The sequence below is a fragment of the Acidithiobacillus sp. AMEEHan genome (assembly GCF_030996345.1).
GTDB lineage: Bacteria > Pseudomonadota > Gammaproteobacteria > Acidithiobacillales > Acidithiobacillaceae > Igneacidithiobacillus.
Window position 1 is genome coordinate 306,244 of the sequence record NZ_CP118747.1, and the last position, 22,945, is coordinate 329,188.

Annotated in this window: 25 protein-coding genes; 15 read left to right on the forward strand and 10 right to left on the reverse strand. The window is 59.6% G+C overall.

What is annotated here, in order from left to right; all coding sequences use genetic code 11:
- Positions 1 to 6 precede the first annotated feature (6 nt).
- Complete coding sequence (locus tag ORD17_RS01515) at positions 7 to 453, reverse strand: DUF1841 family protein (RefSeq protein ID WP_308389162.1); 447 nt, start codon at positions 451 to 453, stop codon at positions 7 to 9.
- Between the two features lie 176 nt (positions 454 to 629).
- On the opposite strand from ORD17_RS01515, the gene ORD17_RS01520 reads away from it, so the two are divergent.
- Entirely contained in the window at positions 630 to 2,327 is a 1,698-nt protein-coding gene (locus ORD17_RS01520) for a hypothetical protein (RefSeq protein ID WP_308389163.1), read from the forward strand.
- Between the two features lie 99 nt (positions 2,328 to 2,426).
- On the opposite strand, the gene ORD17_RS01525 is transcribed toward ORD17_RS01520, so the two are convergent.
- From ORD17_RS01525 to ORD17_RS01555, 7 genes are all read right to left on the reverse strand, one after another.
- Positions 2,427 to 2,672: a hypothetical protein gene (locus ORD17_RS01525; RefSeq protein ID WP_308389164.1), complete on the reverse strand. Its 246-nt coding sequence runs from the start codon at positions 2,670 to 2,672 to the stop codon at positions 2,427 to 2,429.
- A 468-nt stretch (positions 2,673 to 3,140) separates the two neighbouring features.
- Entirely contained in the window at positions 3,141 to 3,524 is a 384-nt protein-coding gene (locus ORD17_RS01530) for a hypothetical protein (protein ID WP_308389165.1), read from the reverse strand.
- A gap of 326 nt (positions 3,525 to 3,850) precedes the next feature.
- Positions 3,851 to 4,120 (reverse strand): oxidative damage protection protein, encoded by a 270-nt coding sequence (locus ORD17_RS01535; RefSeq protein WP_308389166.1) that lies wholly within the window; start codon positions 4,118 to 4,120, stop codon positions 3,851 to 3,853.
- A 93-nt stretch (positions 4,121 to 4,213) separates the two neighbouring features.
- Positions 4,214 to 5,254 carry an A/G-specific adenine glycosylase gene (gene mutY / locus ORD17_RS01540; protein WP_308389167.1) on the reverse strand — a complete coding sequence of 347 codons (1,041 nt, stop codon included), beginning with the start codon at positions 5,252 to 5,254 and terminating at the stop codon, positions 4,214 to 4,216.
- Positions 5,251 to 6,498 (reverse strand): hypothetical protein, encoded by a 1,248-nt coding sequence (locus ORD17_RS01545; protein ID WP_308389168.1) that lies wholly within the window; start codon positions 6,496 to 6,498, stop codon positions 5,251 to 5,253. Before ORD17_RS01545 ends, mutY begins: the two co-directional genes overlap by 4 nt.
- Positions 6,488 to 8,209: a phosphoenolpyruvate--protein phosphotransferase gene (gene ptsP / locus ORD17_RS01550; RefSeq protein WP_308389169.1), complete on the reverse strand. Its 1,722-nt coding sequence runs from the start codon at positions 8,207 to 8,209 to the stop codon at positions 6,488 to 6,490. Before ptsP ends, ORD17_RS01545 begins: the two co-directional genes overlap by 11 nt.
- A complete protein-coding gene (locus tag ORD17_RS01555; RefSeq protein WP_215871307.1) occupies positions 8,206 to 8,481 on the reverse strand; it encodes an HPr family phosphocarrier protein in 276 nt (91 codons plus the stop codon). The genes ptsP and ORD17_RS01555 overlap by 4 nt, the downstream gene beginning before the upstream one ends.
- Positions 8,482 to 8,598: 117 nt before the next feature.
- On the opposite strand from ORD17_RS01555, the gene ORD17_RS01560 reads away from it, so the two are divergent.
- Genes ORD17_RS01560 through recN form a run of 3 tightly spaced genes read left to right on the forward strand, consistent with a single transcriptional unit; the run spans position 8,599 to position 11,611 of the window.
- The gene (locus ORD17_RS01560; RefSeq protein WP_308389170.1) at positions 8,599 to 9,030 is read left to right on the forward strand and encodes a superinfection immunity protein; all 432 of its coding nucleotides are present in this window, start codon (positions 8,599 to 8,601) and stop codon (positions 9,028 to 9,030) included.
- Between the two features lie 8 nt (positions 9,031 to 9,038).
- The gene (locus ORD17_RS01565) at positions 9,039 to 9,914 is read left to right on the forward strand and encodes an NAD(+)/NADH kinase (RefSeq protein WP_308389171.1); all 876 of its coding nucleotides are present in this window, start codon (positions 9,039 to 9,041) and stop codon (positions 9,912 to 9,914) included.
- Positions 9,914 to 11,611 (forward strand): DNA repair protein RecN, encoded by a 1,698-nt coding sequence (recN, locus tag ORD17_RS01570; protein ID WP_308389172.1) that lies wholly within the window; start codon positions 9,914 to 9,916, stop codon positions 11,609 to 11,611. The genes ORD17_RS01565 and recN overlap by 1 nt, the downstream gene beginning before the upstream one ends.
- On the opposite strand, the gene ORD17_RS01575 is transcribed toward recN, so the two are convergent.
- Entirely contained in the window at positions 11,579 to 12,091 is a 513-nt protein-coding gene (locus tag ORD17_RS01575) for a hypothetical protein (protein ID WP_308389173.1), read from the reverse strand. The genes recN and ORD17_RS01575 overlap by 33 nt on opposite strands.
- Positions 12,092 to 12,348: 257 nt before the next feature.
- Here ORD17_RS01575 and ORD17_RS01580 point away from each other — a divergent pair, with 257 nt between their 5' ends.
- The 7 genes from ORD17_RS01580 (at position 12,349) to ORD17_RS01610 (ending at position 18,199) form a co-directional block, all read left to right on the forward strand.
- Complete coding sequence (locus ORD17_RS01580) at positions 12,349 to 13,734, forward strand: HAMP domain-containing sensor histidine kinase (RefSeq protein WP_308389174.1); 1,386 nt, start codon at positions 12,349 to 12,351, stop codon at positions 13,732 to 13,734.
- A complete protein-coding gene (locus tag ORD17_RS01585) occupies positions 13,727 to 14,230 on the forward strand; it encodes a hypothetical protein (RefSeq protein ID WP_308389175.1) in 504 nt (167 codons plus the stop codon). The genes ORD17_RS01580 and ORD17_RS01585 overlap by 8 nt, the downstream gene beginning before the upstream one ends.
- Positions 14,227 to 15,615 (forward strand): sigma-54 dependent transcriptional regulator, encoded by a 1,389-nt coding sequence (locus tag ORD17_RS01590; protein ID WP_308389176.1) that lies wholly within the window; start codon positions 14,227 to 14,229, stop codon positions 15,613 to 15,615. Before ORD17_RS01585 ends, ORD17_RS01590 begins: the two co-directional genes overlap by 4 nt.
- 79 nt (positions 15,616 to 15,694) lie before the next feature.
- The gene (locus ORD17_RS01595) at positions 15,695 to 16,360 is read left to right on the forward strand and encodes a DUF502 domain-containing protein (RefSeq protein ID WP_308389177.1); all 666 of its coding nucleotides are present in this window, start codon (positions 15,695 to 15,697) and stop codon (positions 16,358 to 16,360) included.
- Between the two features lie 24 nt (positions 16,361 to 16,384).
- On the forward strand, positions 16,385 to 17,272 hold the full coding sequence (gene galU, locus ORD17_RS01600) for a UTP--glucose-1-phosphate uridylyltransferase GalU (protein WP_308389178.1): 888 nt from the start codon (positions 16,385 to 16,387) through the stop codon (positions 17,270 to 17,272).
- An 88-nt stretch (positions 17,273 to 17,360) separates the two neighbouring features.
- Positions 17,361 to 17,690: a DUF3579 domain-containing protein gene (locus ORD17_RS01605; protein WP_308389179.1), complete on the forward strand. Its 330-nt coding sequence runs from the start codon at positions 17,361 to 17,363 to the stop codon at positions 17,688 to 17,690.
- On the forward strand, positions 17,690 to 18,199 hold the full coding sequence (locus ORD17_RS01610) for a hypothetical protein (protein ID WP_308389180.1): 510 nt from the start codon (positions 17,690 to 17,692) through the stop codon (positions 18,197 to 18,199). Before ORD17_RS01605 ends, ORD17_RS01610 begins: the two co-directional genes overlap by 1 nt.
- Positions 18,200 to 18,202: 3 nt before the next feature.
- Here the strand turns inward: ORD17_RS01610 and ORD17_RS01615 are convergent, their stop codons facing one another.
- Complete coding sequence (locus ORD17_RS01615) at positions 18,203 to 18,778, reverse strand: 3-deoxy-D-manno-octulosonic acid transferase (RefSeq protein ID WP_308389181.1); 576 nt, start codon at positions 18,776 to 18,778, stop codon at positions 18,203 to 18,205.
- 128 nt (positions 18,779 to 18,906) lie between these two features.
- On the opposite strand from ORD17_RS01615, the gene glgA reads away from it, so the two are divergent.
- The 4 genes from glgA to nth all read left to right on the forward strand — a co-directional run bounded on the left by glgA (position 18,907) and on the right by nth (position 22,935).
- Positions 18,907 to 20,346, forward strand: coding sequence for a glycogen synthase GlgA (gene glgA, locus ORD17_RS01620; protein WP_308389182.1), 1,440 nt, complete (start codon positions 18,907 to 18,909; stop codon positions 20,344 to 20,346).
- A 34-nt stretch (positions 20,347 to 20,380) separates the two neighbouring features.
- The gene (locus tag ORD17_RS01625; RefSeq protein ID WP_308389183.1) at positions 20,381 to 21,772 is read left to right on the forward strand and encodes an MBL fold metallo-hydrolase; all 1,392 of its coding nucleotides are present in this window, start codon (positions 20,381 to 20,383) and stop codon (positions 21,770 to 21,772) included.
- 73 nt (positions 21,773 to 21,845) lie between these two features.
- A complete protein-coding gene (locus tag ORD17_RS01630; protein ID WP_308389184.1) occupies positions 21,846 to 22,268 on the forward strand; it encodes a hypothetical protein in 423 nt (140 codons plus the stop codon).
- A gap of 31 nt (positions 22,269 to 22,299) precedes the next feature.
- On the forward strand, positions 22,300 to 22,935 hold the full coding sequence (nth, locus tag ORD17_RS01635; protein ID WP_308389185.1) for an endonuclease III: 636 nt from the start codon (positions 22,300 to 22,302) through the stop codon (positions 22,933 to 22,935).
- The last annotated feature ends 10 nt before the right edge of the window (positions 22,936 to 22,945 follow it).

The window sequence follows — 22,945 nt, forward strand, 5'->3', positions numbered from 1 at the left end:
TTCTCCTCACGATTTGCCGCGCTCCTCAGCTGCCTGCATGCAAGGCAACAAGGCGCCCAGGTCTGGCTCCCGGCCGGCGCGCTGCGCCTGCCAGAGCAACTCTCCCAGGCAGTCCACTACCTGATGCTCGGCGACTGCCTCTCCATGGCGCGCCCGAAGACGCGCATAAGCGTCCACGATACCCGGCGGTTGACCGGTCGCCAAGAGCTCCAACATTGCCACGTGCAAGGACATATGCGCAAAAGGATTACTCTGTCCAAGCTCAGGCGGAAAATCTGCTTCCAGGGCCAGTTCCGGATTTTCCAGCAGTTTGTGGTACTCGGGGTGCGCGCGAATGACCTCCACCACGCGCTGCGCCATGGCGTCCAGGGGCTGACCGGCACGAAAGCGCTGCCAGTAGTCAATGAACAGCTGACGATAGGTTTCTCTCCTAGTTCCATAAAGCATATTCATTACCCAACAGCATCAGATTCTTCCATCATACGTCCCCGTAAAGCTGGGGCAAGAAGTCTGCGAATTCCGGATTATCGGTCTGATAACTGGAAAAATCGTAGTTCTTTGTGTTAAATAAGCTCGGCTCGGCCAATTGGGGCTTGGATCAACATCATTCAGCGGGAGATGAATACGTCATGGCCAACGGAAATGCAGCAGCGGAAGCAGTGGTAGCTCTTACCCCCAAACAGTGGGAAGGACTCGGCAAGGTCGGCGACGCCGCCCTCCAGTTGCAGAATCTCCTGCAGATGTTCCGCGACGTCCTCAATGAACTCCCGAACGCCATCGACACCGACAAACTCCTTGCGAAATACCAGCCGCAACTCGACGCCCTGCGTGAGGCCGCAGAATCCCTGCAGGGGATGCTCACCGTCGACGGCGGTGTCGACCGCTTGAAGCAGCTCCTGAGCGAAGTCAAGGACGCGCAACTCGACAAGACCATCGGCGAATTACTCACCATCCTCAACAACCTGCAGAAATCCGGCTTTTTCGCCTCCCTGGCGACCTTGAGCGGCGAGCTGAAATGCCCTCTCATCGGCGACAGCCCCGAGGACATGGTCAACAAGCTGCGCGGCGCCATGGAGAACCTGCAATACTACTGGACCAGCGCCAAACAGGGCATCGGTGTCATTGGCGACATGGCTGGTGAACTGGATCTGCCGGATCGTCTCGACGAGCTGCAGGAAATGGCGGACCAGTGGCTGCAGATGGCCAAACGCGCACAGAAACTGCTGCAAGGAGATGCCCCCAGCCTGCAAGCTCGCCTCTCGGGCCTTCTTGACATGGCGGAGATTCTCGGCGGCCAGATGAGCGTGGCCTTTGGCACTCTCAAGGACACGGCCCCAGAGCTGCTGAACAACACGGATCTGGGCAGTACCATTGGCACCGTTGGCGTGGCCGGCAAGCGCTGGTTGCATGTCGCCATGCGGGTCAAGAAGCTCGCCGCCGGGGAGAATGGCGACCTCGTCAGTCGCGTCGAAAACCTCCTCGACCAGGTCGAAAAGTTGGCGGGTTACGCCAGTGGCGCTGGCTTCTACCTGCAGGCTGGCAAGGATGGTCTGGCGGCAGTGCAGGGAATCATCACCGAGCTCGACCTGCCGGAGAAGCTCGATGCTTTGGCGGAAGAGGCAGAAAAGTGGGTAAAGATCGCCCAACGCGCCAAGCGTATCGCCCTCGGCGATGCCAGGGCCAGTGACTTGGCCGACCAAGTCAATGGTCTCCTCGACCATGCGGAAACCATTGCCGAGACGATGCGTAATTTGGCTTGTAACCTTGAGCGGCAGGGCATTCACCTCGGCGACATCCTCTCGCCCCGCGGCGATCTCAGTATTGCCGTCTGCACGGCAACGGATTTTATCGGTGAAATGTGGCGCGATGGTACCATCAAGGCGATTGGCGCCGATATCAGCCAGGGCGCCCTTGCCTGGATGGAAATTGCACAGTTGGGTGCCGCCGCGCTGAAAGGAGACGCACCCGACATCACCACTCGCGTCAAAGGTCTGGTCAAGGAGCTGCATGAGGCGAACCTGATGGCCATGCTGCCAGAGGCCATCGCTCTGGTGGGCAAATTGCAGAAGGCTGGGCTCCTACATAAAGTCAATCTCGTCTTGGACAAGGCGTTGCCCCTCATCCCCTCGGATGCCGTTTTTGCCAGCGGCGTCGATAAAGCAGTCAAGGCCCTCGCTCAGACCCAGGTCGAGATGAAGGACGAAGCGAATAAGGGTGGCGGCATCTTTGGTCTGATGAAGATCTTCTTTGCCAAGGACACCCAGTTCGTGCTGAAGTTCGCTGTTCGTTTTGCCAGCATCTTCCTCAAGGCCTGGAAACAGGCATGACGTAAGCGCAGCCGCACGCCAAAGGGATGTGGCTGTATTCAACGAACATAAAAAGGGCCGGAAGCTCTCGCTTCCGGCCCTTTCCGCTGTCGCGCTGAATTACTCCGCGGCGGCAGGGGCCGCAGCTGCCGGCGCTTCCGCCTTCTTCGGCTCAGCCTTCTTCACCGTGTGATGCTTCTTGACATAGTGATGCTTCGTCGCGTGGTGCTCCATCTTCTTCACCGGAGCCTTCTCAGCAACCGCCGGCTTTTCGGCGGGAGCAGCAGCAGGCGCTTCTTCCGCAGCGAAACTGGCGCTGGCGGTCAGGAAAGACAGGGCAGCCGTGAGAGCAACAATCTTCTTCATAAACACTCCTTCCATAAGAATAGAATTCCGCTTGCGCGGGCTGATCCATTTCAGCGATATCTTCTAAGCATATCTCATGCCATATAAATTAACTTCTTATATTCAAAGTGTTGCGATTTTTCTCGCGATCTCGGCAGACAAAATCTGTCGGGAAGCAGCGAACAAGAAGCAGCATGAGGCCAACGCCTCATGCCAACTTTGCTGTGGTCAGATGGAATCGCCCAGTCTATCTCTTTGATCGATTGAGGTCTCGACCGGGGCACAGACCGTGGCGGATTCAAGCAGCATGCGCCGTAGCCTGTCGCTTGTACACGACAAACTCAACCATTCTGCGCATACGCCATTTACTCGCGGTGAGTCACGGTACTCTGGCCGAATGTCGGTGCAAAAAAAGCCAGGATCAACGATCCCGGCCAAGAGAAAACAGCAAGTGCCCCCTAGGTGCTCAATCACCCTAGGGATAGGTACTTAGCGATTGGAGCCACCACGCCCCATACCTGCACCCCCCATCATACCGCCGCCAACACCACCCATCATGCCGGAACCACCCTGCATGGCTCTGCCCTGGTGCATGCCAGTGGATGGCGCATTCTCCGGCATAGTCATCCCCTGCTCCTGGGCACGCTTGCGCATGGCCTCATGGTTCTCTGCACGTATCTGCTGACGCTCCTGCTCCGTCTTGGCGGACTGCATCTTGTTGCGATGCTCCGCGCGCTCCTGCTGCGTCATGAGCTGACTTCCATACGTGGTAGTCCCGGTGGACGGGGAGACCGCGGAGGTCTCTTCCGCCGCAAAACTGGCACTGGCCATCAGAACACCAAGGACCGCCGTAATGGCAACGATCTTTTTCATAACTCACTCCTTCCATAAGAATAGAATTCCGCTTGTGCGGGCTGATCCATTTCAGCAGCCAGCCATATGCACAGTATGTGCCAGGTCCATTATTCATCGAAAAATCAATGGGGATCTGGCGCAGCGGGGCAGTGCTCAGCGAGACACTGTCGGAAAATGGCAAGATGAGATCAGGAACAGGACCGGGGAAGCGTACACAACCACTGCCATATAAAACTTTTTCATATTTTTTTAGATGATTATTCAATTGACTGGCGACTGGTCGACTGAGGAGGAGGGCAAAAGCTGTCCCCCTCTCCCTGTCGCGGAGAAACGACAGCCCGTACCTACTGCTGCGGCACGAATCCTTCTGGTGTCTGCGCCCCTTCGCCAAAGAAAAAGGCCTCCATCTGCTTTTCCAGAAAGGAGCGAGACTTGGGATCGATCGGCGACAGACGATATTCGTTGATCAACATCGTCTGATGTTTGAGCCAGTCTTGCCATGCCTCCTTAGAGACCTCTTGGTAGATCCGTGCGCCGAGGGGACCAGGATAGGGTGGACGATCCAGACCCTCGGCTTCCTTGCCCAATTTCACACAATGTACGATTCTCGCCATATCCACACCTCCGAAAAATTTGTCAATCCGTAGCCCTAGTTAGAACAGCCCGCAGGGTAGCGAGAGCCATAGGGGATGTCCAGAATGTTGCGCTCAGGAGAACAAGCGGCGCAGGGGGCTGGGCAAGGCAAGCTGCGCGAGTTGCTCCGGGGCGAATAGGGACAGCGCCCGCCTCGCCTCGCCTATGGCACCGACCGATACGCCAGCCTCCACGACCTGATACTCCAGATGAAAATGGGTGAAAGTATGACGTTTCCACGGATGCCACTCTCCTAGCCGCAGACGCAGGGCATATTCTTCCTGCGCCCAATTGTGCAGGGTTTCTGCCAGTTCCGGCGGCTCGTCTGGACCTGCAAACCCATACCAGGGCAGCGCCCACAGCCCTCCCCAGATCCCCCGGTTGGGTCGCTTCTCCAGCAGAACCCGGCCATCTTCCGCGCGTAACAGCAAAAAACAGGCAAAACGCACTGGTTTATCCGGGTGCAGCAGAGGCGTGGGAGTGGCGGGACCCGCACAGGGACCATGCAAGGGGCACTCGCCACACCGCGCTTTGCGCGCCAGACAAAGCAACGCACCGAGATCCTGTATCGCCTGGTTGTACTCATGGGCCGCGGCCGGTGTCTCCTGCTCTGCCAATTGCCACAGCAGGCGCTCCTTCTGGAGACTGCGCGCGTTACCCGTAAGACCGTGATAGCGAAAGAGCACCCGTCGCGCATTGGCGTCGAGGATGGCTTGCCTCTGTCCATAGGCGCTGGCAAGCACGGCGGCAGCAGTACTCCGGCCAACACCAGGAAGCTCGACCGCCTGGGCAAGGTCCGCAGGGAATTGCCCATGATATGAAGCGACCACCATCTGCGCTGCTGCGTGCGCGTTACGTGCCCGGGCGTAGTAGCCCAGCCCGCTCCAGAGCGAGAGCACCTCATCGAGGGAGGCATCGGCCAGAGCTTGCCAACTGGGAAAGCGCGCCAGAAAGCGGTGAAAATAGGGCTTCACCGTCTCCACCCGGGTCTGCTGCAACATGACCTCGGCAAGATACAAAGGGTAGGGATCACGACTCTGCCGCCAAGGCAGATCATGCCGACCAAACTGCCAATACCAAGGCAGGAGACGACTGGCGATGTTTGGCCGGGTCATTTTGATTTTGCCCGCAGACGAATCTGCAGATTGCGGGCCTGCCAGCGGCCCCAGCGCAGCTCGCCGATCCGAACCTGCCCATGGATGGGAGGCCAGGACTTCGGCAAGGTCGGGAGAACTTTCTGGGATGGCGCCCTGGCGGGCGCAGGAGGGAGCCACGGATCGAGATCCAGCCGCGGAATCACCGCGGTAACCTGCCACGGGGCCTCTGCATTGTCGCGTAGCAGCGAGCCCTGGAACTGGGTCTTGCCCAGGATGCCGCGCAGCGGATCCAACTGGATTGGGCCATCCTGCGTCCATGCGAGATTCCCTGACAAAGCCGCTGGCCGCAACGCCTCTCCCTCGCGGATCTTGGGCACGGACAGTCCCAGCAAGCGCAACCAGTCCGGCAGATTTTCCGATTGCAACTCGAACTGACCGCTGATGCCGAAGGCGCGCTGCCAGTGCAGAAGCAGATTGCCCTGTCCCAAAAGTTGCGGATGCGCCGTGATGCGCCAGCTTCGAATCGCCAGGCTATGCGCGTCCGCCGCATAACGCAGCCCCTGCCAGCGCAGCTCCCCATCGATCGGTTTCCCGACCAGACGCAGCATGCCGCGCGCAATTGCGAGGGTGCCGGTCGCGGGCGCAGTGACTCCTTCCGCCTGTAGACTCAGCACCTCCTTCTGCGCTTGCACCAGCAAGGAGATGGCGCCAGCTCGCCGGGGCTGCGGAGACCGATATCGCGCCTGCATGGTCATCGTTCGTCCGGCGTAGGAGAGCTGGCCAGCCATCATGGCGCCCTGTCCCGCACGATAATCGGCCTGTAGTCCTGAGACCTGCAGCATTTGTTTTCCCAACGGCCAGCGCACCGAACTATCCCGGACGATGAGCCGTTGCGGTAGAACCAAGCCCTGGCCACTGCTGGGCCCCGTCGTTGGCCAGGGCCCGTGCAGATCCAGCCCGTCGACCCGCAATTCCAGGTCCAGCCACCGGCCAGCGCGCAGGGCGGTCCAGGCCCAGTCTACCCGCGTCTGCCGCAGCACGAGCAGGCGCCTGCCGACCTGCAGACCCCGGAGCGTAATGCCGACATGCTGGAAGTTCAGCGTGATCTGCGGGTTTTTCGCCAAGGTCACGGGCTGCCGCAGCTCCGCACTCAGCAAGCGCGCGAGGAGCCATGCTGGCAGTCCAGCAAGAATACATAGATAGAGGAGCAGAGCCACACCGAGCAGGCTGAGGGCCAGCCAAAGCAGGTACCTACGTTTCAATGTCGTCGACGGGGGCGAAAAGTTCGGAGGTGCCAGCCAGAGCGGCGAGGGCCATCACCTTTGCATCGTCCACGGAAGTCTCACGGATTGCCGCCTTCACCTCGGGAATGGCACCAGGAAACATGCTGAAATGGCGCAAACCCAAACCAATGAGCAGACCCGTCCACTGAGGGTTGGCGGCCATCTCACCACACATGGCGACGGGGATATTCGCTGCCTCGCCGGCGGCAATCGTGTGCTGGATCATCGACAGCACTCCCACATGCAGGGGGTCGAAAAGGGCGTTGACATCATCATCGCTCCGGTCTACCGCCAAGGCATACTGGGTGAGGTCGTTGGTGCCGATGGAAAAAAAATCGGCTACGCCAGCGAAAGCGTGAGCGGCCATCGCCACCGCTGGAACCTCGACCATGATGCCTATAGGCAGATGCTCGGCCACTTTTTGCCCCTCGGCACGCAGCTCGCTGCGCAGTTGTTCGATCAGGTGTCGCGCCTGATGGACTTCGTGCACCGTACTCACCATCGGCAACATCAGACGAATGGGCGCCAGGGCGGAGGCGCGCAGGATCGCCCGCAAATGACGGCGAAACCATTCTGGCCGCCGCAGACACAGGCGCAGGCCGCGCAATCCCAGGGCGGGGTTTAGACCACTGGGATGCAATTGCAAGTCACTATCGGCGAGGAGCTTGTCGGCACCCACATCCACCGAACGGATGGTGATTTCGGCCCCCGGCAGAGCCCGCAAGACTTGCGCAAAAGCCTCGTACTGCTCCTCCTCGCTGGGGCTGTCCGCCCGGTTCATGAAGAGAAATTCGCTACGAAACAGACCGATTCCCTCGGCATTGCTGCGCTGCACCCACTCGACGTCCTCGGGCAGTTCGATGTTGGCGAAGAGACGAATGGCAGTACCATCGATGGTAAGCGCGGGCAGGTGCCGCTCTTCTTCCAGGAGTTGGCGCCGCCGCTCACGCCGCGCCTGCATCTCCCGGTACTCAGCGAGCAGCTCCGGACCGGGATTGACCAGCACCGTGCCCTGCTCGCCATCCACGACGAGTTGGTCGCCATTGCGCAGCAAACGCGTGGCGTGGTGGGTACCGACCACCGCCGGCAGACCCAGGCTGCGTGCCAGAATCGCCGAGTGCGAGGTTGCCGCGCCGAAGTCGGTCACCCAACCCAACACCGATCCGTTTTTGAGCAGAACGGTATCCGCGGGACTCAGCTCGGAAGCAACGATGATGCGCTCCGCCTCTGCCTGAAGGCTGGGCACCTGCGCGCCGAGCAAGTGCCGCAGCACGCGGTCGGTCACCTGCAGGATATCTTCCCGCTTGGCACGCAGATAGGGATCCTGCATGCGCTCAAAGACTTCGACCAGACGCTCGCGTTCGTGATGCAGGGCCCAGGCGGCATTGCGCCGCTGCTCCCGAATCAGGGCAATGGGACGATCCCGCAGCGCAGGATCATCGAGCATGAGCAAATGGGCGTCGATGAACAGGCGGGTATCCTGGGGCGCATCCTTGGGAATGGCCTCGCGCACGCGCAACAGCTCATCGCGAGCAAGGGCAAGGGCGGTGCGCAAACGCTGTTCTTCGGTCTCGAGTTCGTCCCGCGCAACGCTGTAATCCGGAATCTCCATGCTGGCAGGTTCCAAGACGACGGCCATACCAATGGCAATACCAGCCGCCGCGCCGATTCCTGCCAGTTCAAAGGTCACTCACCTTCTCCAAAATAGTCTGCCGCCAGGGCGCGCAGCGCGGCACTGCACTCTTCCTCCTGCTCGCCTTCGGTTTCCAGGGTAAGCACCGTGCCCTGCGAGGCGGCCAGGGTCATCAGCCCCATGATGCTTTTACCGTTCACCCGCTGCCCGTCGCGTTCGAGCCAGACCTGACAAGGAAAGCGCGCCGCGATACTGACGAATTTGGCCGAGGCCCGGGCATGCAGACCCAGACGATTGATGATGGGAAATTCCACGCGCATTGACCGCATTCCTTTTCTTAAAGGCAAGCTGAGAGGATAGCGCCAGCCGCGCGATGGGCCAAGTCGCCGGATCTCGCTGCTTGTGAAATAATCCAGCCTGCTTCCTGCAGAACGGGGGTCGGGATCTTGGACAGTACGGCAATGCTGATGGATTACTCCTCTTTTGGTCCGATGATGGTTGCAGTCATGATTTTTGCGTTCGCCCTCGCCATCGTCGTCTATTTCGTTCCAAGTATTGTCGCCTACGCGCGGCGCACCCAGAATTTTCTGGCCATCTTTCTGGTCAACTTGTTTCTCGGCTGGAGCCTGCTGGGTTGGGTGGGATCCTTGATCTGGGCTTTGCTCGACGAAAAGAAAGGCTTCGCATATGTGCAGGTTCCCATTGCCGCAGCCAGCGGCAATCCCCCGATCAGCCCGCAGCCGAGAGCCATCATGACGGCGCCGCCAACGCCAACCGGCGCTGCTGCCTTCTGTCCGCATTGTGGTCATGCCGTCGGGCCGGAAGATCTCTTCTGCGCCTACTGCGGTCACGCCCTACGTCAGCCGCCGGAAAAATAGAGCATTACATGTCAGTCTTCACGCGGATCCTGGTGCTAGGTAAATACCGCGACAGCGGGGCCCCCCCGGCTCTCATCCGGCTCACTTCGGCCCTGCAGGCCTGGGGCTGCGATCTGCGCATCGATGCTCGCTATCGGGACCAAATTCCCGGCCTGCTTCCTTTTTCCTCCCTGCACGAGGCGGAGCCAGGCGATCTAGTCATTGCCCTGGGTGGTGATGGCACCCTCCTTGGCAGCGCCCGCGAGCTGGCCGGTCGCAATGTTCCCGTCCTGGGTATCAATACCGGTCGCCTGGGTTTTCTTGCCGACATTCCCCTTGCCGACATCGACGCGACGCTACCGCCGATCCTCGCCGGTAACTATGTCGAAGATCGGCGCAGCGTCCTGCACGCCGAGCTCTGGCGCGAGGGGACTCCGATCTCTTCCGGGCTTGCCCTGAATGAGGTCTTTGTGCACAAAGGCTGCGGCGAAAGCATGATCGAGCTTGGCGTGCAATTGGGAAGCCGGCAGCTCTATACTGAACGCGCCGATGGCCTGATTCTCTCCACCCCCACAGGCTCCACTGCCTATGCCCTTTCAGCTGGCGGCCCCATTCTCACCCCCGAGCTGCGTGCCCTGCTGCTCGTGCCCATCTGCCCACACACTTTGAGCACCCGCCCCATCGTTCTGCCCGATCATTTGCCCCTGCGCTTCAAACTGACAGCAGCGCGCTTCCCGGCTGCCCTCAGCCTGGACAGCCATAGTTCTTTCCCCATGGTCGTCGGTGACGAAGTCCATGTGCGTCGCGCCGACTGCGATGCACTGTTCATTCATCCCCAGGAGCAGGATTTTTTTGCTATCCTGCGCAGCAAGCTCCACTGGGCCGAGCCCCCCGGCGAGGATTGATGCTACTTGATCTGCAGATCCGCGATTTTGCCCTGATTCGCCAACTCGACATCGAATTCGACTACGGTCTTACGGTACTGACCGGAGAAACCGGCGCGGGCAAATCGATTCTTATTGATGCCATCGCCCTGTTGCTAGGCGATAAGGGCAGTCCGCAGATGGTACGCCACGGTGCCGAGCAGGCAGAAATCATCGGCAGTTTTTCCGCCAGTCCGGCTACTGAGGCCTGGCTTGCGGAACAGGGGCTATCTGCCGAAGACAACATCCTCGTCCTGAGGCGTATCCTGCCCATTCAGGGGCGCAGCCGTCTCTTTCTCAATGGCCGCGCAATCAGCAGCCAACAGGCCCGTGATCTCGGAACGTTTCTGCTGGATGTCTTGGGGCAGCATGCCCATCTCCAGCTGCTCAAACCCGAGCGTCAATTGGCCCTGATTGATCGCTTTGCCAACAATGACGCGCTGCGCGCCGCCGTTGCCGCGTCCTGGCAGCAGTGGCGGGCGGCCCAACAGGAGTGGGAACGGCACGTCCAGAATCAGGCAAACGATGCTGCCCAACGCGAGTGGCGGCAGTTTGTGTACCAGGAGTTACAGCAGGCGCGGCTCCGCCCCGGCGAATGGGAAGAGTTGCAGGAGGAAGAGCAACGCCTCGCGGCCGTCGAGCAGATTCGTGCCGGCGTCGATCTCGCGCTGCATGCCTTGGACGAAGAGGGCGGCGCCCTGTTACGTCTGGCAGAAGCACAGCGCGGACTGAGCCAGGCTGCACACAAAGACCCACACCTGGCAGACTCGCTACAGCTGCTCGACGCGGCGACGATCCAGGCGAATGAGCTCGTCGAAGGGCTGCGAGGCTATCTGCATCACTTGGAGGCGGAACCCGAGCGTCTGGAAGAGGTTGCGCGCCGCCTGCAGGAGCTGCAGGACCTGCAGCGCAAGCATCGCTGCGACATGGTCGGGCTTCTGGCCCTGCAGGACGAGTTGGCGACAGAGTTTGCTGCCGACGACAGTGGCAAAGATCCTTTGGGACATGCTGCAGAAACCCTGGAGAAATGCCGCCGCAGCTATCTGCAGCAGGCAGAGGCCCTCAGCGCCACCCGGCATGAGGCAGCGCCCCGCCTTGCCATGGCCTTGCAAGAGCAGGTCCGCTCTCTTGGTATGCAGCATGCCGTGGTGGAACTTCGCCTGGAAGTCCGGACAGCGGAAAAGTCGTGGACGACCAGCGGCATCGATCAGGTGGAATTCTGGATATCCGTAAACCCCGGCCACCCGGCCCAGCCGCTCGCCCAGGTCGCCTCCGGAGGCGAGCTGGCCCGTATCAGTCTCGCACTGCAGGTGCTGCTCAAACTGGAAGGGGTGGAGACCCTGATCTTTGATGAAGTCGACGTGGGCATCGGTGGGGCAGTCGCCGAGCGCATCGGCAGGTTGCTGCGCCAATTGGGTGCAACCCACCAGGTGCTCTGCGTCACCCACCTGCCCCAGGTAGCGGCGCATGGACACCAGCATCTCTATGTGGAAAAGGCCGTTGTCGACGGACAGACCGAGAGCCGTTTGCGCCTGCTGCAAAGCGCCGAGCGGGGCGATGAAATCGCTCGCATGTTGGGCGGCAGCGAGATCGACGCCAGCCTACAGACCGCGGCGCAGAAGCTCCTGCAAGATGCCGCACGCGGATCAGGCAGCCCGCAAGGCACGCAGCGCCGCTAAATCAACCACCTTCTCGGCCGATGCTGGAAATGCCCACAGGCGACGCCGCAGCGCGCCTTCTTGCGCGACTATCTTGCGTCCCAGCTCATCTCCGCACCAGCGTCCACGCGCATCGCGTACTGCTCCTAAAAACAGCCAGTTCGCCAGCGCAAAAGCCCAATGGTCATTACCCATGGGCAAAATATTGAGCAGATGACCGGAGAACCGCCAGGGCGTCAGCGCCGTAGGGTCGTCCCCCGGACCCAGACTTTCTGCATCTGGTAACAGGTATTCGAGGCGCTCCCGTGCCGCGCTCAGGGCCGGGTGCCGGTGCGTTTGCAAAAGCCAGATGCGACGGGGATCAGGCAGGCATTCCAGAATCCTATCGAGATCCGCTTCCAGGGTCTCGTCCTGAAAATCGAGCAGCAATAGTTCTTTCTTGCTGCTGGAAACGGCGTAGCGATTGGCATAACCGACTTTCTCCAAACAGAAAAGACGCATGGCAGAGCTCCTGAGACGAATTAGAATATGCGTTTATTCTAATGCAATCCCTATGCCAACATCGCGGTCGGAGAAAATCAACGGATTGGAGATCTGCTGACCGGGTCTACCGTAGTGAAAAGGCTACAGTGGCAGAACGCTCGCGAATGGGTAGACTGTCGAACATGCAGAACTTTCGAGCCGCTGGCGTTAGCGATCTGTCCCATCCCCGTCTGCCCCCCACAGACGCAGGATCTGCCCCGCCGCGTGCGTCCTCCTTGCTACGACGTGTACTGGGCTTTGCCTTGGCCACCGTGATCGCCGTGGCTGCCATCAGCGCCCTCGCCTTGCGCGCCGTGCAGACTCTTCAGGATAGCAGCAACACCCTGCTCCGGGTTGCCATTCCGCTACAGCGTGACGCTTTGCGGATCAACACGCTGCAGCAACAGGCGGAATTCTACGAACGCTTGGCGGCAGTTTTGCCGCACCAGGGCTACCACGAGACCAGCGCCCGACTGGTCCAGCAGGAGCAAGACCAGCTGACAGAGCTGTTGCCAAAATTGGCGGCATACCCGCAAATCGCAGCGGATTTACGTGCCGTGCAAACGCAATTGCAGGCATTTGCTCAGGCTGATGCCAATCAGCTACATGCCGCGCAGGTACTGCTCGATGCCCGGCTGAAAAAACTCAGCAGCGACCTACAACAGCTTTTTCAGCAGGAGGCGGATCGGGCCGCCAAGGCGCGCCAGCATGCCACCTGGCTCATTCTGGCTCTGGTCCTTCTGAGTGCCTTGCTGGCCATTTTGGTGATCTGGCGCGTACAGGTCAGTCTTTCCCGTCCATTGAATGGCATTCTGGCCGCCTTGGAAGAGATGGCGGCGGGCAGGAGCGCGTTGGTTGCCGAGGCTGGCCCGCCCGAGTTGCGCGCCGTAGCAAAGAGCATTTCCCTGATGCAGGAGCGCCTGGCAGAAGAAGAAAAATTGCGCCATCTCTTTCTCAGCCAGATTTCTCACGAACTGAAAACCCCTCTGGCATCGGCCCGCTCGGGGGCAGAGCTGCTCCTGAGCGAGCGTTTTGGTGCCCTCGATGCACGGCAACGAGAAATTCTCGAGATCATCAACCGGCAGGTGCATGAACTCTTCCTCGCCATTCAGGAAATGCTCGATTTACATGCCCTGCGCGCCCGCAATCTCGATTACCAGCTGGAGCCTGTCGCGCCGGCCTCGCTGCTGCGAGAACTGGAACTGCGTTTTCGTAGCCTGCTCGAACAGAAGGGACAAAAACTGCAATGCAGCGTCCAGACCTCCAGAAAGGTACGTGCCGATCCGCAGCGTCTGCTGCAGATTCTGAGCAATCTGGTCACCAATGCCCATAAATATGCACCAGCGGAGAGTCGCATCGAGATTGCGGTTGCGGAAGGGTCGGAGGGGGTGAACTTTCGCGTGCGCGACTACGGTAAGGGAATTCCTGAACCACTGCTCGAAAAGGTGTTCGAAGAATTTTTCCAGGTACAGGAGAAAGGGGTTTTGAGCAAAGGGACGGGTCTCGGGCTGGCCATCACCCGGGAGCTGGTCGAGGCCCAGGGTGGCGAAATCTCCCTACACAACGCGAGCCCAGGACTCCTAGCGGAATTTTGGCTACCTTATGGAGATGTCCGTGCCTAAATCGTATCTCGTTCTGTTGTCTTTGGGTCTGCCCCTCCTGCTCGGCGCCTGTGCCCAGCGTCTGCCACCGTCGACCGTTGCCAGCCCCCTTCCGAGCAGCAGCGAAAGCAGTCTGCTCCGGGCCCTGGCACACTGTGGCGCCGCCGATTCCCTCGCCTGCGCCCAAATTCATCTGGCTTTGGCCCAGGGCTATCTGCGCCAGCAACCACTCAACCGCACGAACGTGGCAGCAGCCCATTCCGAGCTGCAAATGGCCGCACAAAATCCAGAACTGGCAAAGCAGACCGACGGTTGGCGGAGATTGACCGCCTCCTGGTTGCAGCTTGCCGCGCGCCCGGAAAGCCCGGGCAAATTCGCCGCCCAGAACAGCTCTGCACTGACCGCCCAAATTGCACGACTGACAGCGGAAAATGCCGAGCAAAAAGCCAAACTCGCGCAGCTCAATTCGTTGTTACAGGCAGAGGCCCAAAAGACTCTGGAGAAGAAAGCAAAATGAGGGATGAGCCAGAGTCAGCAACCATCTACGTAGTCGATGACGATCCCGATTTCCTGCGGGTTCTAGGGCTGTGGCTGGAAAGCGAGGGATATCAAGTTGTCACCTTCGAGCATCCGGCAGAGCTGCAAAGACAACTGGAGAAAAAATTGCCGGATCTCTTGATCAGTGACCTGCGCATGCCGGAAATCGACGGAATGGAACTCCTCGAGTGGGTGCAGGAACGCGAGCCAGAGCTGCCCGTCCTCCTTCTCACCGCGCATGGCAGCATCCCCAATGCCGTCGCTGCCATGCGCGGGAATGCCTTCGCCTATCTGGCCAAACCGTTTCGCTACGAAGAGTTGCAAGAACAGATGCAGGCGGCCCTGGAGCAGTGGCAAGGCAAACAGGAAAGCCGTCGTTTGCGTGCAGCCATCCGCCAGCAGGCCAACCAGTCGCTGCTGTACCGCAGCCGTGCCATGCAGGGGCTGATGGACGATGTGACCCGGGTCGCCGGCACGCAGGCAAGCGTCTTTTTGTCGGGCGAAAGCGGTGCCGGCAAAGAGCGGGTGGCACGTGCTATCCACAGCGCCAGCCCGCGTCGGGATGGCCCATTTCTGGCGATCAACTGCGGTGCCATTCCAGCCGATGTCGCCGAGAGCGAACTCTTTGGTCATGTGAAAGGATCCTTTACCGGAGCCAGCGCTGACCACCCCGGACTGATTCGCAGCGCGCATGGCGGCACCCTCTTCCTCGATGAGGTGGCCGACCTCCCGCTTTCCCTGCAGGTCAAGCTGTTGCGGGTATTGCAGGAGGGTCGGGTGCGGCCCGTCGGCGGACGTGAGGAGTTTCCGGTGGATATCCGCGTCATCAGTGCCACGCACCAGGATATTCACGCACTGCTGAGCGCCGGTCGCTTTCGTGAGGACCTCTATTATCGACTGCATGTGATTCCTTTGCGGGTCCCCAGTCTTGCGGAACGTCCCGAAGACATTCTGCTGTTGGCGCAGCATTTTCTCGACCGCGAAGCCTCTCGTCTGCACCGGGAAATACAGGGTTTTGCCTCCGAGGCGGTCGACAAGCTTCTGCAACGGGCCTGGCCGGGCAATGTGCGCGAATTGGAAAACGTCGTGACCCAAGCCGTCGCCTTGAGCAACGACAACTGGATTCCTGCCAGCGCCATACCCGACTCGGGACGCGGGACAAGCACCCCGGCGTTTACCCAGTTGCAGGAGGCCAAAACCGAGTTTGAGCGCGACTATCTGCAACGGCTGCTGCGCAGCACGGATGGCAATATCTCGCGCGCTGCCCGCATTGCCGGACGGCATCGTACGGATCTCTACAAATTGATGCGCAAACACCAGTTGCGGACAGAAGACTTCAAAGACGATGGCGAGACGGAGCCCTGACCCACGCCGCGCAGATGATCTTCCCCTGCAGTAGTGCGTATACTTCCCTCATGTCGATTTATGGAACCTGCGAAAAGCCATGTTGCCAATGCCAAACCCCAGGGTAACCATCCAGCGGCGCTGGCACCCACGCCGCTGGTTTATCCAAGGCCTACTGATCTCCCTACCCATTGGCCTGACCATCTATGTCGTCCTGATGGTCGGAAGCTGGATTGACAGCATCTTTGCGGCCCCGATCCATGCCATATTCGGTGCCGATATTCCGGGCCTGGGTATTATCCTGACGCTGCTCTGCATCTTTGCGGTGGGCTTTCTGGCATCACATGTCCTTACGGCTTGGATTTTCGAGCGTCTCAACGCCCTGCTCGAAAGAATCCCCGTCTTGCACAGCATCTATAGCACCATTCAGGAAACCGTGGAGTTGCTCTTTGGCGGCAAAGAGAAAGGGTTTCGCAGCGCCGTCTTGCTACGCCAAGGCGGCGACCTAGGCTATGTCGTAGGACTGATTACCCGCGATCATCTCCCCGAGTTACCGACTATCGCCGACGAGGACTGTGTAGCCGTATTCATTCCCATGAGTTACGGTGTGGGCGGATTCACCTGCGTGGTGCCGCGCAGCAAGATTATTCCGCTACCCGATCTCAGCCCGCAGCAGGCTCTGCGCTTTGCCATGGCGGGTGGTCTCGGTAGTGGTCGGGCAGCGCGGGACAAACCGCTGCCAGCGGATCATGCAGAACCGCGATAGTTTTTTAGCCCCAATGGAGTGAACATGGATCGTGTGCGCAAAGCAGTCTTCCCCGTAGCCGGCCTCGGTACCCGATTCTTGCCGGCAACCAAGGCCAGCCCAAAGGAGATGCTGCCTGTAGTCGACAAGCCCCTCATTCAATACGCCGTCGAGGAGGCGATCGCGGCCGGTTGTGATCAGATGATTTTCATCACGGGACGCGGCAAGCGGGCGATCGCCGACCACTTTGACGTATCCTACGAACTCGAAGCTGAACTGGAAAAAAAGGGAAAGCACGCCCTCTTGGAACAGGTCCGGGCGATCGTTCCCAGCAATGTCAGTGTCATCCACTTGCGCCAGCCCTTGCCCCTCGGGTTGGGTCATGCCGTTTCCATGGCGCGCCCGGTGGTGGGCGACGAACCCTTCGCCGTCCTCCTGGCCGACGACCTGATGCTGGCCGACGAGCCGGTACTAGCGCAAATGGTGGACCAATATCATCGCTACCAGGCGGGGATTCTCGGCGTCGAGGAAATCCCCTATGAACACAGCGTTCGCTATGGTGTCGTCGAAGCGCGCGCCTGGGACGAGCAGATCTATCAGGTCAGCCGCATCGTGGAAAAACCCAAGCCCGAGGAGGCGCCATCCAATCTGGGGGTAGTGGGGCGCTACATCCTCCCTGCCCGAATCTTCCATTTTTTGGAGAGTGTCAGCACGGGCGCCGGTGGCGAGATCCAACTCACCGATGCCATCGCCAGGCTGCTAGGCGAGCGTCAGGTCTTGGCTTATCGCTTTCACGGACAGCGCTTCGACTGTGGCGATAAATTGGGCTACCTGCAGGCTACCATCAATTTTGCGCTACGCCATCCCGAAGTCGGCTCTGCCTTCGCTCGCTACCTTCAGGAACAATGCCAGAGCATGAGCACCGCGGATTGACCGGCGCTCGCTCTAGAAAGCCTCCTACCTTTTCCGCTCTGGCGCCTCTTGGGTTATGCTATGGCGCGCTGAAGAGAAAGGGGGCGTCATGATCATCATCGAAGGTGTCACTGACAAAGGCGGCAAGTTCCGCCCCTCGGCTTGGGCAGAGATGCTCATCGAGGGGGTTGGATTGGCGCACTTCGGCAGTGACCACAAGATCCACTACTTGCCGATGATCGAACCGGCCACCATCAACGGCAATGCGGCGATCATCATGGATGAGGCGCTGGAGCAATTGCGCCCCGAAGCCTATAAGGAAATTCTGCATTTCGCCAAGGAAAATCACCTGATGATCCATTATGAGCTTGGCACCCTCGCCGAGCGGCGCGCCGCCCAGAAAATCGCCAAGCAGTCCGACTCTCGGCGCTCTTCTTGATGACAGCGGGTCCGGCTTCGCGGCGATATTTCGCTATCGTTTTGTTTTCTCTCATCGGGTTGTACGGGCTTTTTGCGGCAGTCCTCAGCTGGCAAGTCATCCAGGCGCAAGACAGTGTCCGCAACAACCTCAGCATCGCCCTGAACTCCATGGATTTCCTGCATCAGCGTCAAATCGATTTGGAAAATGATCCAGCCGTCCGCGGGGAGCTACAGTCGGCATGGGCAGAGCACCGGGCGCTCTGGGTAGGGAGCGATGCACAGCGCTGGGGACAGGCCCTTCTCCAAGAGTGGAACAAGGCGGCAGTGACCCCGGCTTGCGGCGCAAAGAGTCCGGCATTCGTGTTGGGTAAGGCGCCAGAAAACCGGCAAGCGCGAGCTTGCCATGTCTATGTTGCCATTGTCGATGGCCGTGTTCAGGTGACGGGCTACGATACCCAGGGTGCAGCAATGGACAATTTCTACGAGTCGCTCTACCCGTTCCGCATCGATGACAATCCTACGCGCTGAGTTCTACAGGCTGTGCCCCTGGGCACGCCACCAGGCTTGCGCGCGGGTGGCTGTCTCCTTGGCACTGCTCGGGTCTTTGAGCCAGTCCCGCGCCTGCTCGGCAATCTCTTCGCTACTCGCTGCATAGCGTGCGCCGCCTGCCTCCAGCAGGCCCCGTCGCTCGGCCGTATCCGGCATCTTCGGTCCAAACAGGATGGGGCAGCCCGCGCGGATCGGACTTTCCAGGTCCACGACTCCGCCACTCAACGTACCACCCGGCACACAAAAATCCGCACAGGCATAGAAAGCATCACGCAGGGCGATGGTTTCCACGAAATAGACGCGCGTCTTGATCGGCACATAGCTGGTGAACAGGCGACTGTGGCGAATGGTTTGCAGGTGGTACTTGAGGGCATCGCGGTAGACGGGTTCGAAGCGCTCCTCGCGATCCGGGGCAAGAATCATGATTCCCATCTGCACCCGCATCATCGCCAGAAAGCTACTGTATGCCTCCGGCTCTTCGTCACTGTGGGTGTTGGGGAAATAGACCACGCAACGATTTCGGTCGCGAAATTCCTTGAAGCGCTCGCAGACTTCCATTTCCTTCTTCTCCGCTTTCGAGTATCAGCCTTCGGCATACTACGGCAGGCCGGGAGAACTTTCAAAATTGGCGCGGATATCGGGTAGTGTTATTTTCAGCACAGATTTTACCGGTTGAGGAGTGCAGTGTGCGTGTTCTTTTTCTCGCCTCGGAAATGGCCCCCTATGCAAAAACCGGGGGGCTCGGCGACGTTATCGGCGCCCTTCCCGGACAATTGCGGGCGGAAGGAATCGAGACCTGGGTGCTGCAGCCGTACTATGGCAAACCCGAATTACCACTTCTCCGTTATCTGGGTAGCTTCACCCCTCCGTATACCGGACGCCAGGGAGAGCTCTGGTGCTCGCCTGCCGAGCCGCACACCCTCTTTTTGCGGGAACCCGCCTTCTACGAGCGTGGCGGCATCTACCAGGACCCTTTTGGACAGGACTGGCCCGACAATGCCCAACGCTATGCCTACCTCAATCGGATGGGAGTGGAACTGGCCCAAGGGCGGATTCCCTTCTTGCCCGGGCGGATGGATCTCCTGCACGCCCATGACTGGCAGGCGGGTCTGGCGCCCTATCTCCTCGACCTGGAAAGTCGCATCGGCGCGCCACGGCCTGTCACCCTGCTCAGCATTCACAACCTGGCCTACCAAGGTCGCTTTTCGCCGGAACTACTTGCTCCCCTGCACCTGCCCGTCGCGGATTTTCATCCTGGCGGTACCGAGTTGTACGGCAGTTTTTCCTTTCTGAAAGCCGGGCTGGTCTATGCCGACGCCCTCAGCACCGTCAGTCCGCGCTATGCCCAGGAAATTCAGACCGAGACCTTCGGTATGGGACTGGATGGTCTTTTGCGGGCCCGCCAGGCCAGCCTGACCGGTATCCTCAACGGCATCGATGAAGCGCGCTGGAACCCACAGGGCGATCCCTACCTGATCGCTCACTACGACGGGAATGATCTCTCCGGCAAGGCGCGCTGCAAAAGTGCGCTGCAGAGTCAACTCGGACTCTATCCCGACCCGAGCGTATTCGTATTGGGGTTGATCAGCCGACTCGTCGAACAAAAGGGGATCGACCTCGTTCTGCAACTGGCTCCAGAATTGCTGCGCGAACGCATCCAGCTAATCGTGCTGGGCAGTGGTGAGAAAGACTATCAGAACCGGGCTCGAGAACTCGCGCATCTGCATCCCGGGCAGATGGCAGTGCACATTGGTTTTGACGAGAGTCTCGCTCATCGTATCGAGGCTGGCATTGACGCCTTTCTCATGCCTTCGCGCTTCGAACCCTGCGGTCTCAACCAGATGTTCAGTCTGCGCTACGGCAGCCCGCCCATTGTCCATGCAACAGGGGGACTTGCCGATACCGTCGTCGATGTCGATCAGGATGTACGCGCCGGTAACGGCTTTGCCTTTGCGCCCGCCGGGGTTGATGGCCTGCGCGATGCCGTCCAACGAGCCTTCCGCCACTTTCAACACCGCGAACACTGGCAGGACCTGCAACGCCGTGGCATGCAGGGCGATTACGGCTGGCAACGGGCGGCGCGAGAATACATAGCGCTTTACAGAAAACTGCTGCCCAGCGCATGATCAGAACCCACGATAACAAAGAGGAGAATTGATCATGGAAATTTCTTTTCATGGCGCGGCGGGCGGTGTCACCGGCTCTTGTCACCACCTGCAGATTGGCGAGCGCCAGATCCTGGTGGATTGTGGGATTTTTCAGGGGGAAGGGGACATTGCCAAGGAAAATGCCGCCGATTTCGGTTTTACGCCCAAGGACATCGATTATCTGTTGCTGACCCACGCGCACCTGGACCACTGCGGACGCATTCCTCTGCTCGTCAAGCGCGGCTTTCGCGGTGAAATCATCTGCACTGCAGCCACCCGGGACTTGGCGCGCCTGGTGATGCTCGACTCCGCCGGACTCGCTGCCGAAGAGGCGAAACGAGCCAACCGGCACGCTTCGCGGCATGGTGACGAGCTGCAAGAGCCCCTCTATGAGGTGCAGGATGTGCTGGACGCCATGGACCAATTCGGTCGCCTAGCCAAATACGACGAGCCCATCGAGTTGTGTCCAGAGATTACCGTACGCTTCGGTGATGCCGGCCACATCCTCGGCTCCGCGTGGGTGTATCTCGACGCCGAGGAAGGCGGCAAACGGCAACGTTTTGTCTTTTCCGGTGACCTGGGCAATGCGGGAAAACCCATCATCCGCAGCCCCAGCCCGGCGCCCGAGGTCGATGTCGTGGTGATGGAATGCACTTACGGCGATCGCTTGCACAAGGCCATGCAGCCCTCCATCGGCGAGTTGCGGGATGCCATCCTCGATACCCTACAGCGTGGTGGGAATGCCATCATTCCCACCTTCGCCCTCGAGCGTGCCCAGGATCTGCTCTATTTTCTGCGCGAGATGATCGAGGCTGGCAAACTGCCGAAACAACTGCCGGTATTTCTCGACTCCCCTATGGCCATCTCCGCTACCGAGATCTTTCGCCGCCATCCGGAATGTTTCAATGCCACGACCGGGAAGATTTTTCAGGGCGGTGTCGATCCCTTCGCGCTGCCCAATCTGCACTTCACCCGGGAGACGGCGGAATCGATGCAGATCAACCAAATCAGAGGGGGAGCAGTGATCATGGCCGGCTCCGGTATGGCCAGTGGTGGCCGCGTTACCCATCATCTCAAACACAACCTCTGGCGCGCCGACAGCAGCGTCATCTTCGTCGGCTATGCAGCACAAGGAACTCTGGCCCGGCGGATCATCGATGGTGCCAAGACCGTGCGGATCTTTGGCGAAGAAATCCAGGTGCGCGCCAAGGTGCATACGATCGGCGGCTTCTCTGCCCATGCCGATCACGACGAACTCCTACGCTGGTACGGGTCCGAACAACGCCCTGCAAATACCTTTCTGGTCCACGGCGAAGACAACGGTCGTGAGGGTATCGCCAAGGTGCTGCGCGAGCGCAATCTGCGCTACCACTGCCCGGTCATTGGAGATCATTATTCCCTCTAAAAAATCCCTGACTACCCGCAAAAGCGGTAACCGGTCTATAATCGCGCAGTTTTTCCGCACATAGGAGCAGTCCATGGCAGGTCATTTTCCGTTCTCTGGCAAAGCCAACCGCGTTTCTGTCTATGCCTTTTTTGAAGCACACGACTGGAGTCTGGAAGCGCAGGAGAAATATTTTGAGCATTGGTACGAATGGACCAAGAACTACGTCCTCAACGACGCCGACCTGAAAGCCAGCAAAGGCGTTCTGTTCACCGGGGAACATTTCCACTTCGGGACGCACGCGGACCATGACTTTCATTTGCATGGCTACGCCATTGCGACCCGTTTGCTCGACCTTGGCGAGTTCATCAAGGGCGCCATCCTCCCCAAGATGGATCACGACGCCCTGCACGCGCTGGAACAGGAGCACCACGAGTGGGTCAAGGCAGCGGACGCCGTCAGTGCCGAACATCCCCGTCCAGAAGCACCGGAAATCGGTCGTTATCGTCACGTCTGACGGTCTGCATCCCGCAGCAGCGGGATTCGCGATGGACGCACATACCATAGCAAACTGTTTTGCCGCCCTGCGGGCGGCAATTCCCCAGCCGCGCACGGAACTACACTACGCCTCCCCGTTTCAACTCTTGGTTGCCGTGGTTTTGTCGGCGCAGAGTACCGACAAAGCGGTGAACCAGTGCACAGCCAAACTCTTCGCCGTTGCGCCCGATGCGCAGGGGCTATGGGATCTGGGCGAAGAAAGAATTCGAGAACACATACGGCATCTCGGACTCTTCAACACTAAGGCGCGAAATGTTCATGCCCTGGCAGGAATCATCCTGCGCGACTATCAAGGAGAAGTTCCGCGAGATCGTCAGGCATTGGAATCGTTGCCTGGCGTCGGACGCAAAACCGCCAATGTCGTCCTCAACACGGTCTTTGCTGAACCCACGATTGCCGTCGATACGCATATTTTTCGCGTGGCCAATCGCACCGGCATTGCCCCGGGAGAAACCCCGCGCGCCGTTGAAGACCAGTTGATGCGTGTAGTACCCCAAGAATTTGTGCTCGATGCGCATCACCTGCTGATCCTACACGGCCGCTACACCTGTACTGCACGCAAACCCCGCTGCGGCGCCTGTGTCTTGCACGACTGCTGCGCTTGGCCCAACAAAAATCTTGACTGAGAAAACCGTC

What these genes read in the sequence shown, in the direction of transcription:
- ORD17_RS01515 (WP_308389162.1), bottom strand. Translation starts at nt 453, where the DNA reads ATGAATATGCTTTATGGAACTAGGAGAGAAACCTATCGTCAGCTGTTC.
- ORD17_RS01520 (WP_308389163.1), top strand. Translation starts at nt 630, where the DNA reads ATGGCCAACGGAAATGCAGCAGCGGAAGCAGTGGTAGCTCTTACCCCC.
- ORD17_RS01525 (WP_308389164.1), bottom strand. Translation starts at nt 2,672, where the DNA reads ATGAAGAAGATTGTTGCTCTCACGGCTGCCCTGTCTTTCCTGACCGCC.
- ORD17_RS01530 (WP_308389165.1), bottom strand. Translation starts at nt 3,524, where the DNA reads ATGAAAAAGATCGTTGCCATTACGGCGGTCCTTGGTGTTCTGATGGCC.
- ORD17_RS01535 (WP_308389166.1), bottom strand. Translation starts at nt 4,120, where the DNA reads ATGGCGAGAATCGTACATTGTGTGAAATTGGGCAAGGAAGCCGAGGGT.
- mutY (WP_308389167.1), bottom strand. Translation starts at nt 5,254, where the DNA reads ATGACCCGGCCAAACATCGCCAGTCGTCTCCTGCCTTGGTATTGGCAG.
- ORD17_RS01555 (WP_215871307.1), bottom strand. Translation starts at nt 8,481, where the DNA reads ATGCGGTCAATGCGCGTGGAATTTCCCATCATCAATCGTCTGGGTCTG.
- ORD17_RS01565 (WP_308389171.1), top strand. Translation starts at nt 9,039, where the DNA reads ATGTCAGTCTTCACGCGGATCCTGGTGCTAGGTAAATACCGCGACAGC.
- recN (WP_308389172.1), top strand. Translation starts at nt 9,914, where the DNA reads ATGCTACTTGATCTGCAGATCCGCGATTTTGCCCTGATTCGCCAACTC.
- ORD17_RS01575 (WP_308389173.1), bottom strand. Translation starts at nt 12,091, where the DNA reads ATGCGTCTTTTCTGTTTGGAGAAAGTCGGTTATGCCAATCGCTACGCC.
- ORD17_RS01590 (WP_308389176.1), top strand. Translation starts at nt 14,227, where the DNA reads ATGAGGGATGAGCCAGAGTCAGCAACCATCTACGTAGTCGATGACGAT.
- ORD17_RS01595 (WP_308389177.1), top strand. Translation starts at nt 15,695, where the DNA reads ATGTTGCCAATGCCAAACCCCAGGGTAACCATCCAGCGGCGCTGGCAC.
- galU (WP_308389178.1), top strand. Translation starts at nt 16,385, where the DNA reads ATGGATCGTGTGCGCAAAGCAGTCTTCCCCGTAGCCGGCCTCGGTACC.
- ORD17_RS01605 (WP_308389179.1), top strand. Translation starts at nt 17,361, where the DNA reads ATGATCATCATCGAAGGTGTCACTGACAAAGGCGGCAAGTTCCGCCCC.
- ORD17_RS01610 (WP_308389180.1), top strand. Translation starts at nt 17,690, where the DNA reads ATGACAGCGGGTCCGGCTTCGCGGCGATATTTCGCTATCGTTTTGTTT.
- ORD17_RS01615 (WP_308389181.1), bottom strand. Translation starts at nt 18,778, where the DNA reads ATGGAAGTCTGCGAGCGCTTCAAGGAATTTCGCGACCGAAATCGTTGC.
- ORD17_RS01625 (WP_308389183.1), top strand. Translation starts at nt 20,381, where the DNA reads ATGGAAATTTCTTTTCATGGCGCGGCGGGCGGTGTCACCGGCTCTTGT.
- ORD17_RS01630 (WP_308389184.1), top strand. Translation starts at nt 21,846, where the DNA reads ATGGCAGGTCATTTTCCGTTCTCTGGCAAAGCCAACCGCGTTTCTGTC.
- nth (WP_308389185.1), top strand. Translation starts at nt 22,300, where the DNA reads ATGGACGCACATACCATAGCAAACTGTTTTGCCGCCCTGCGGGCGGCA.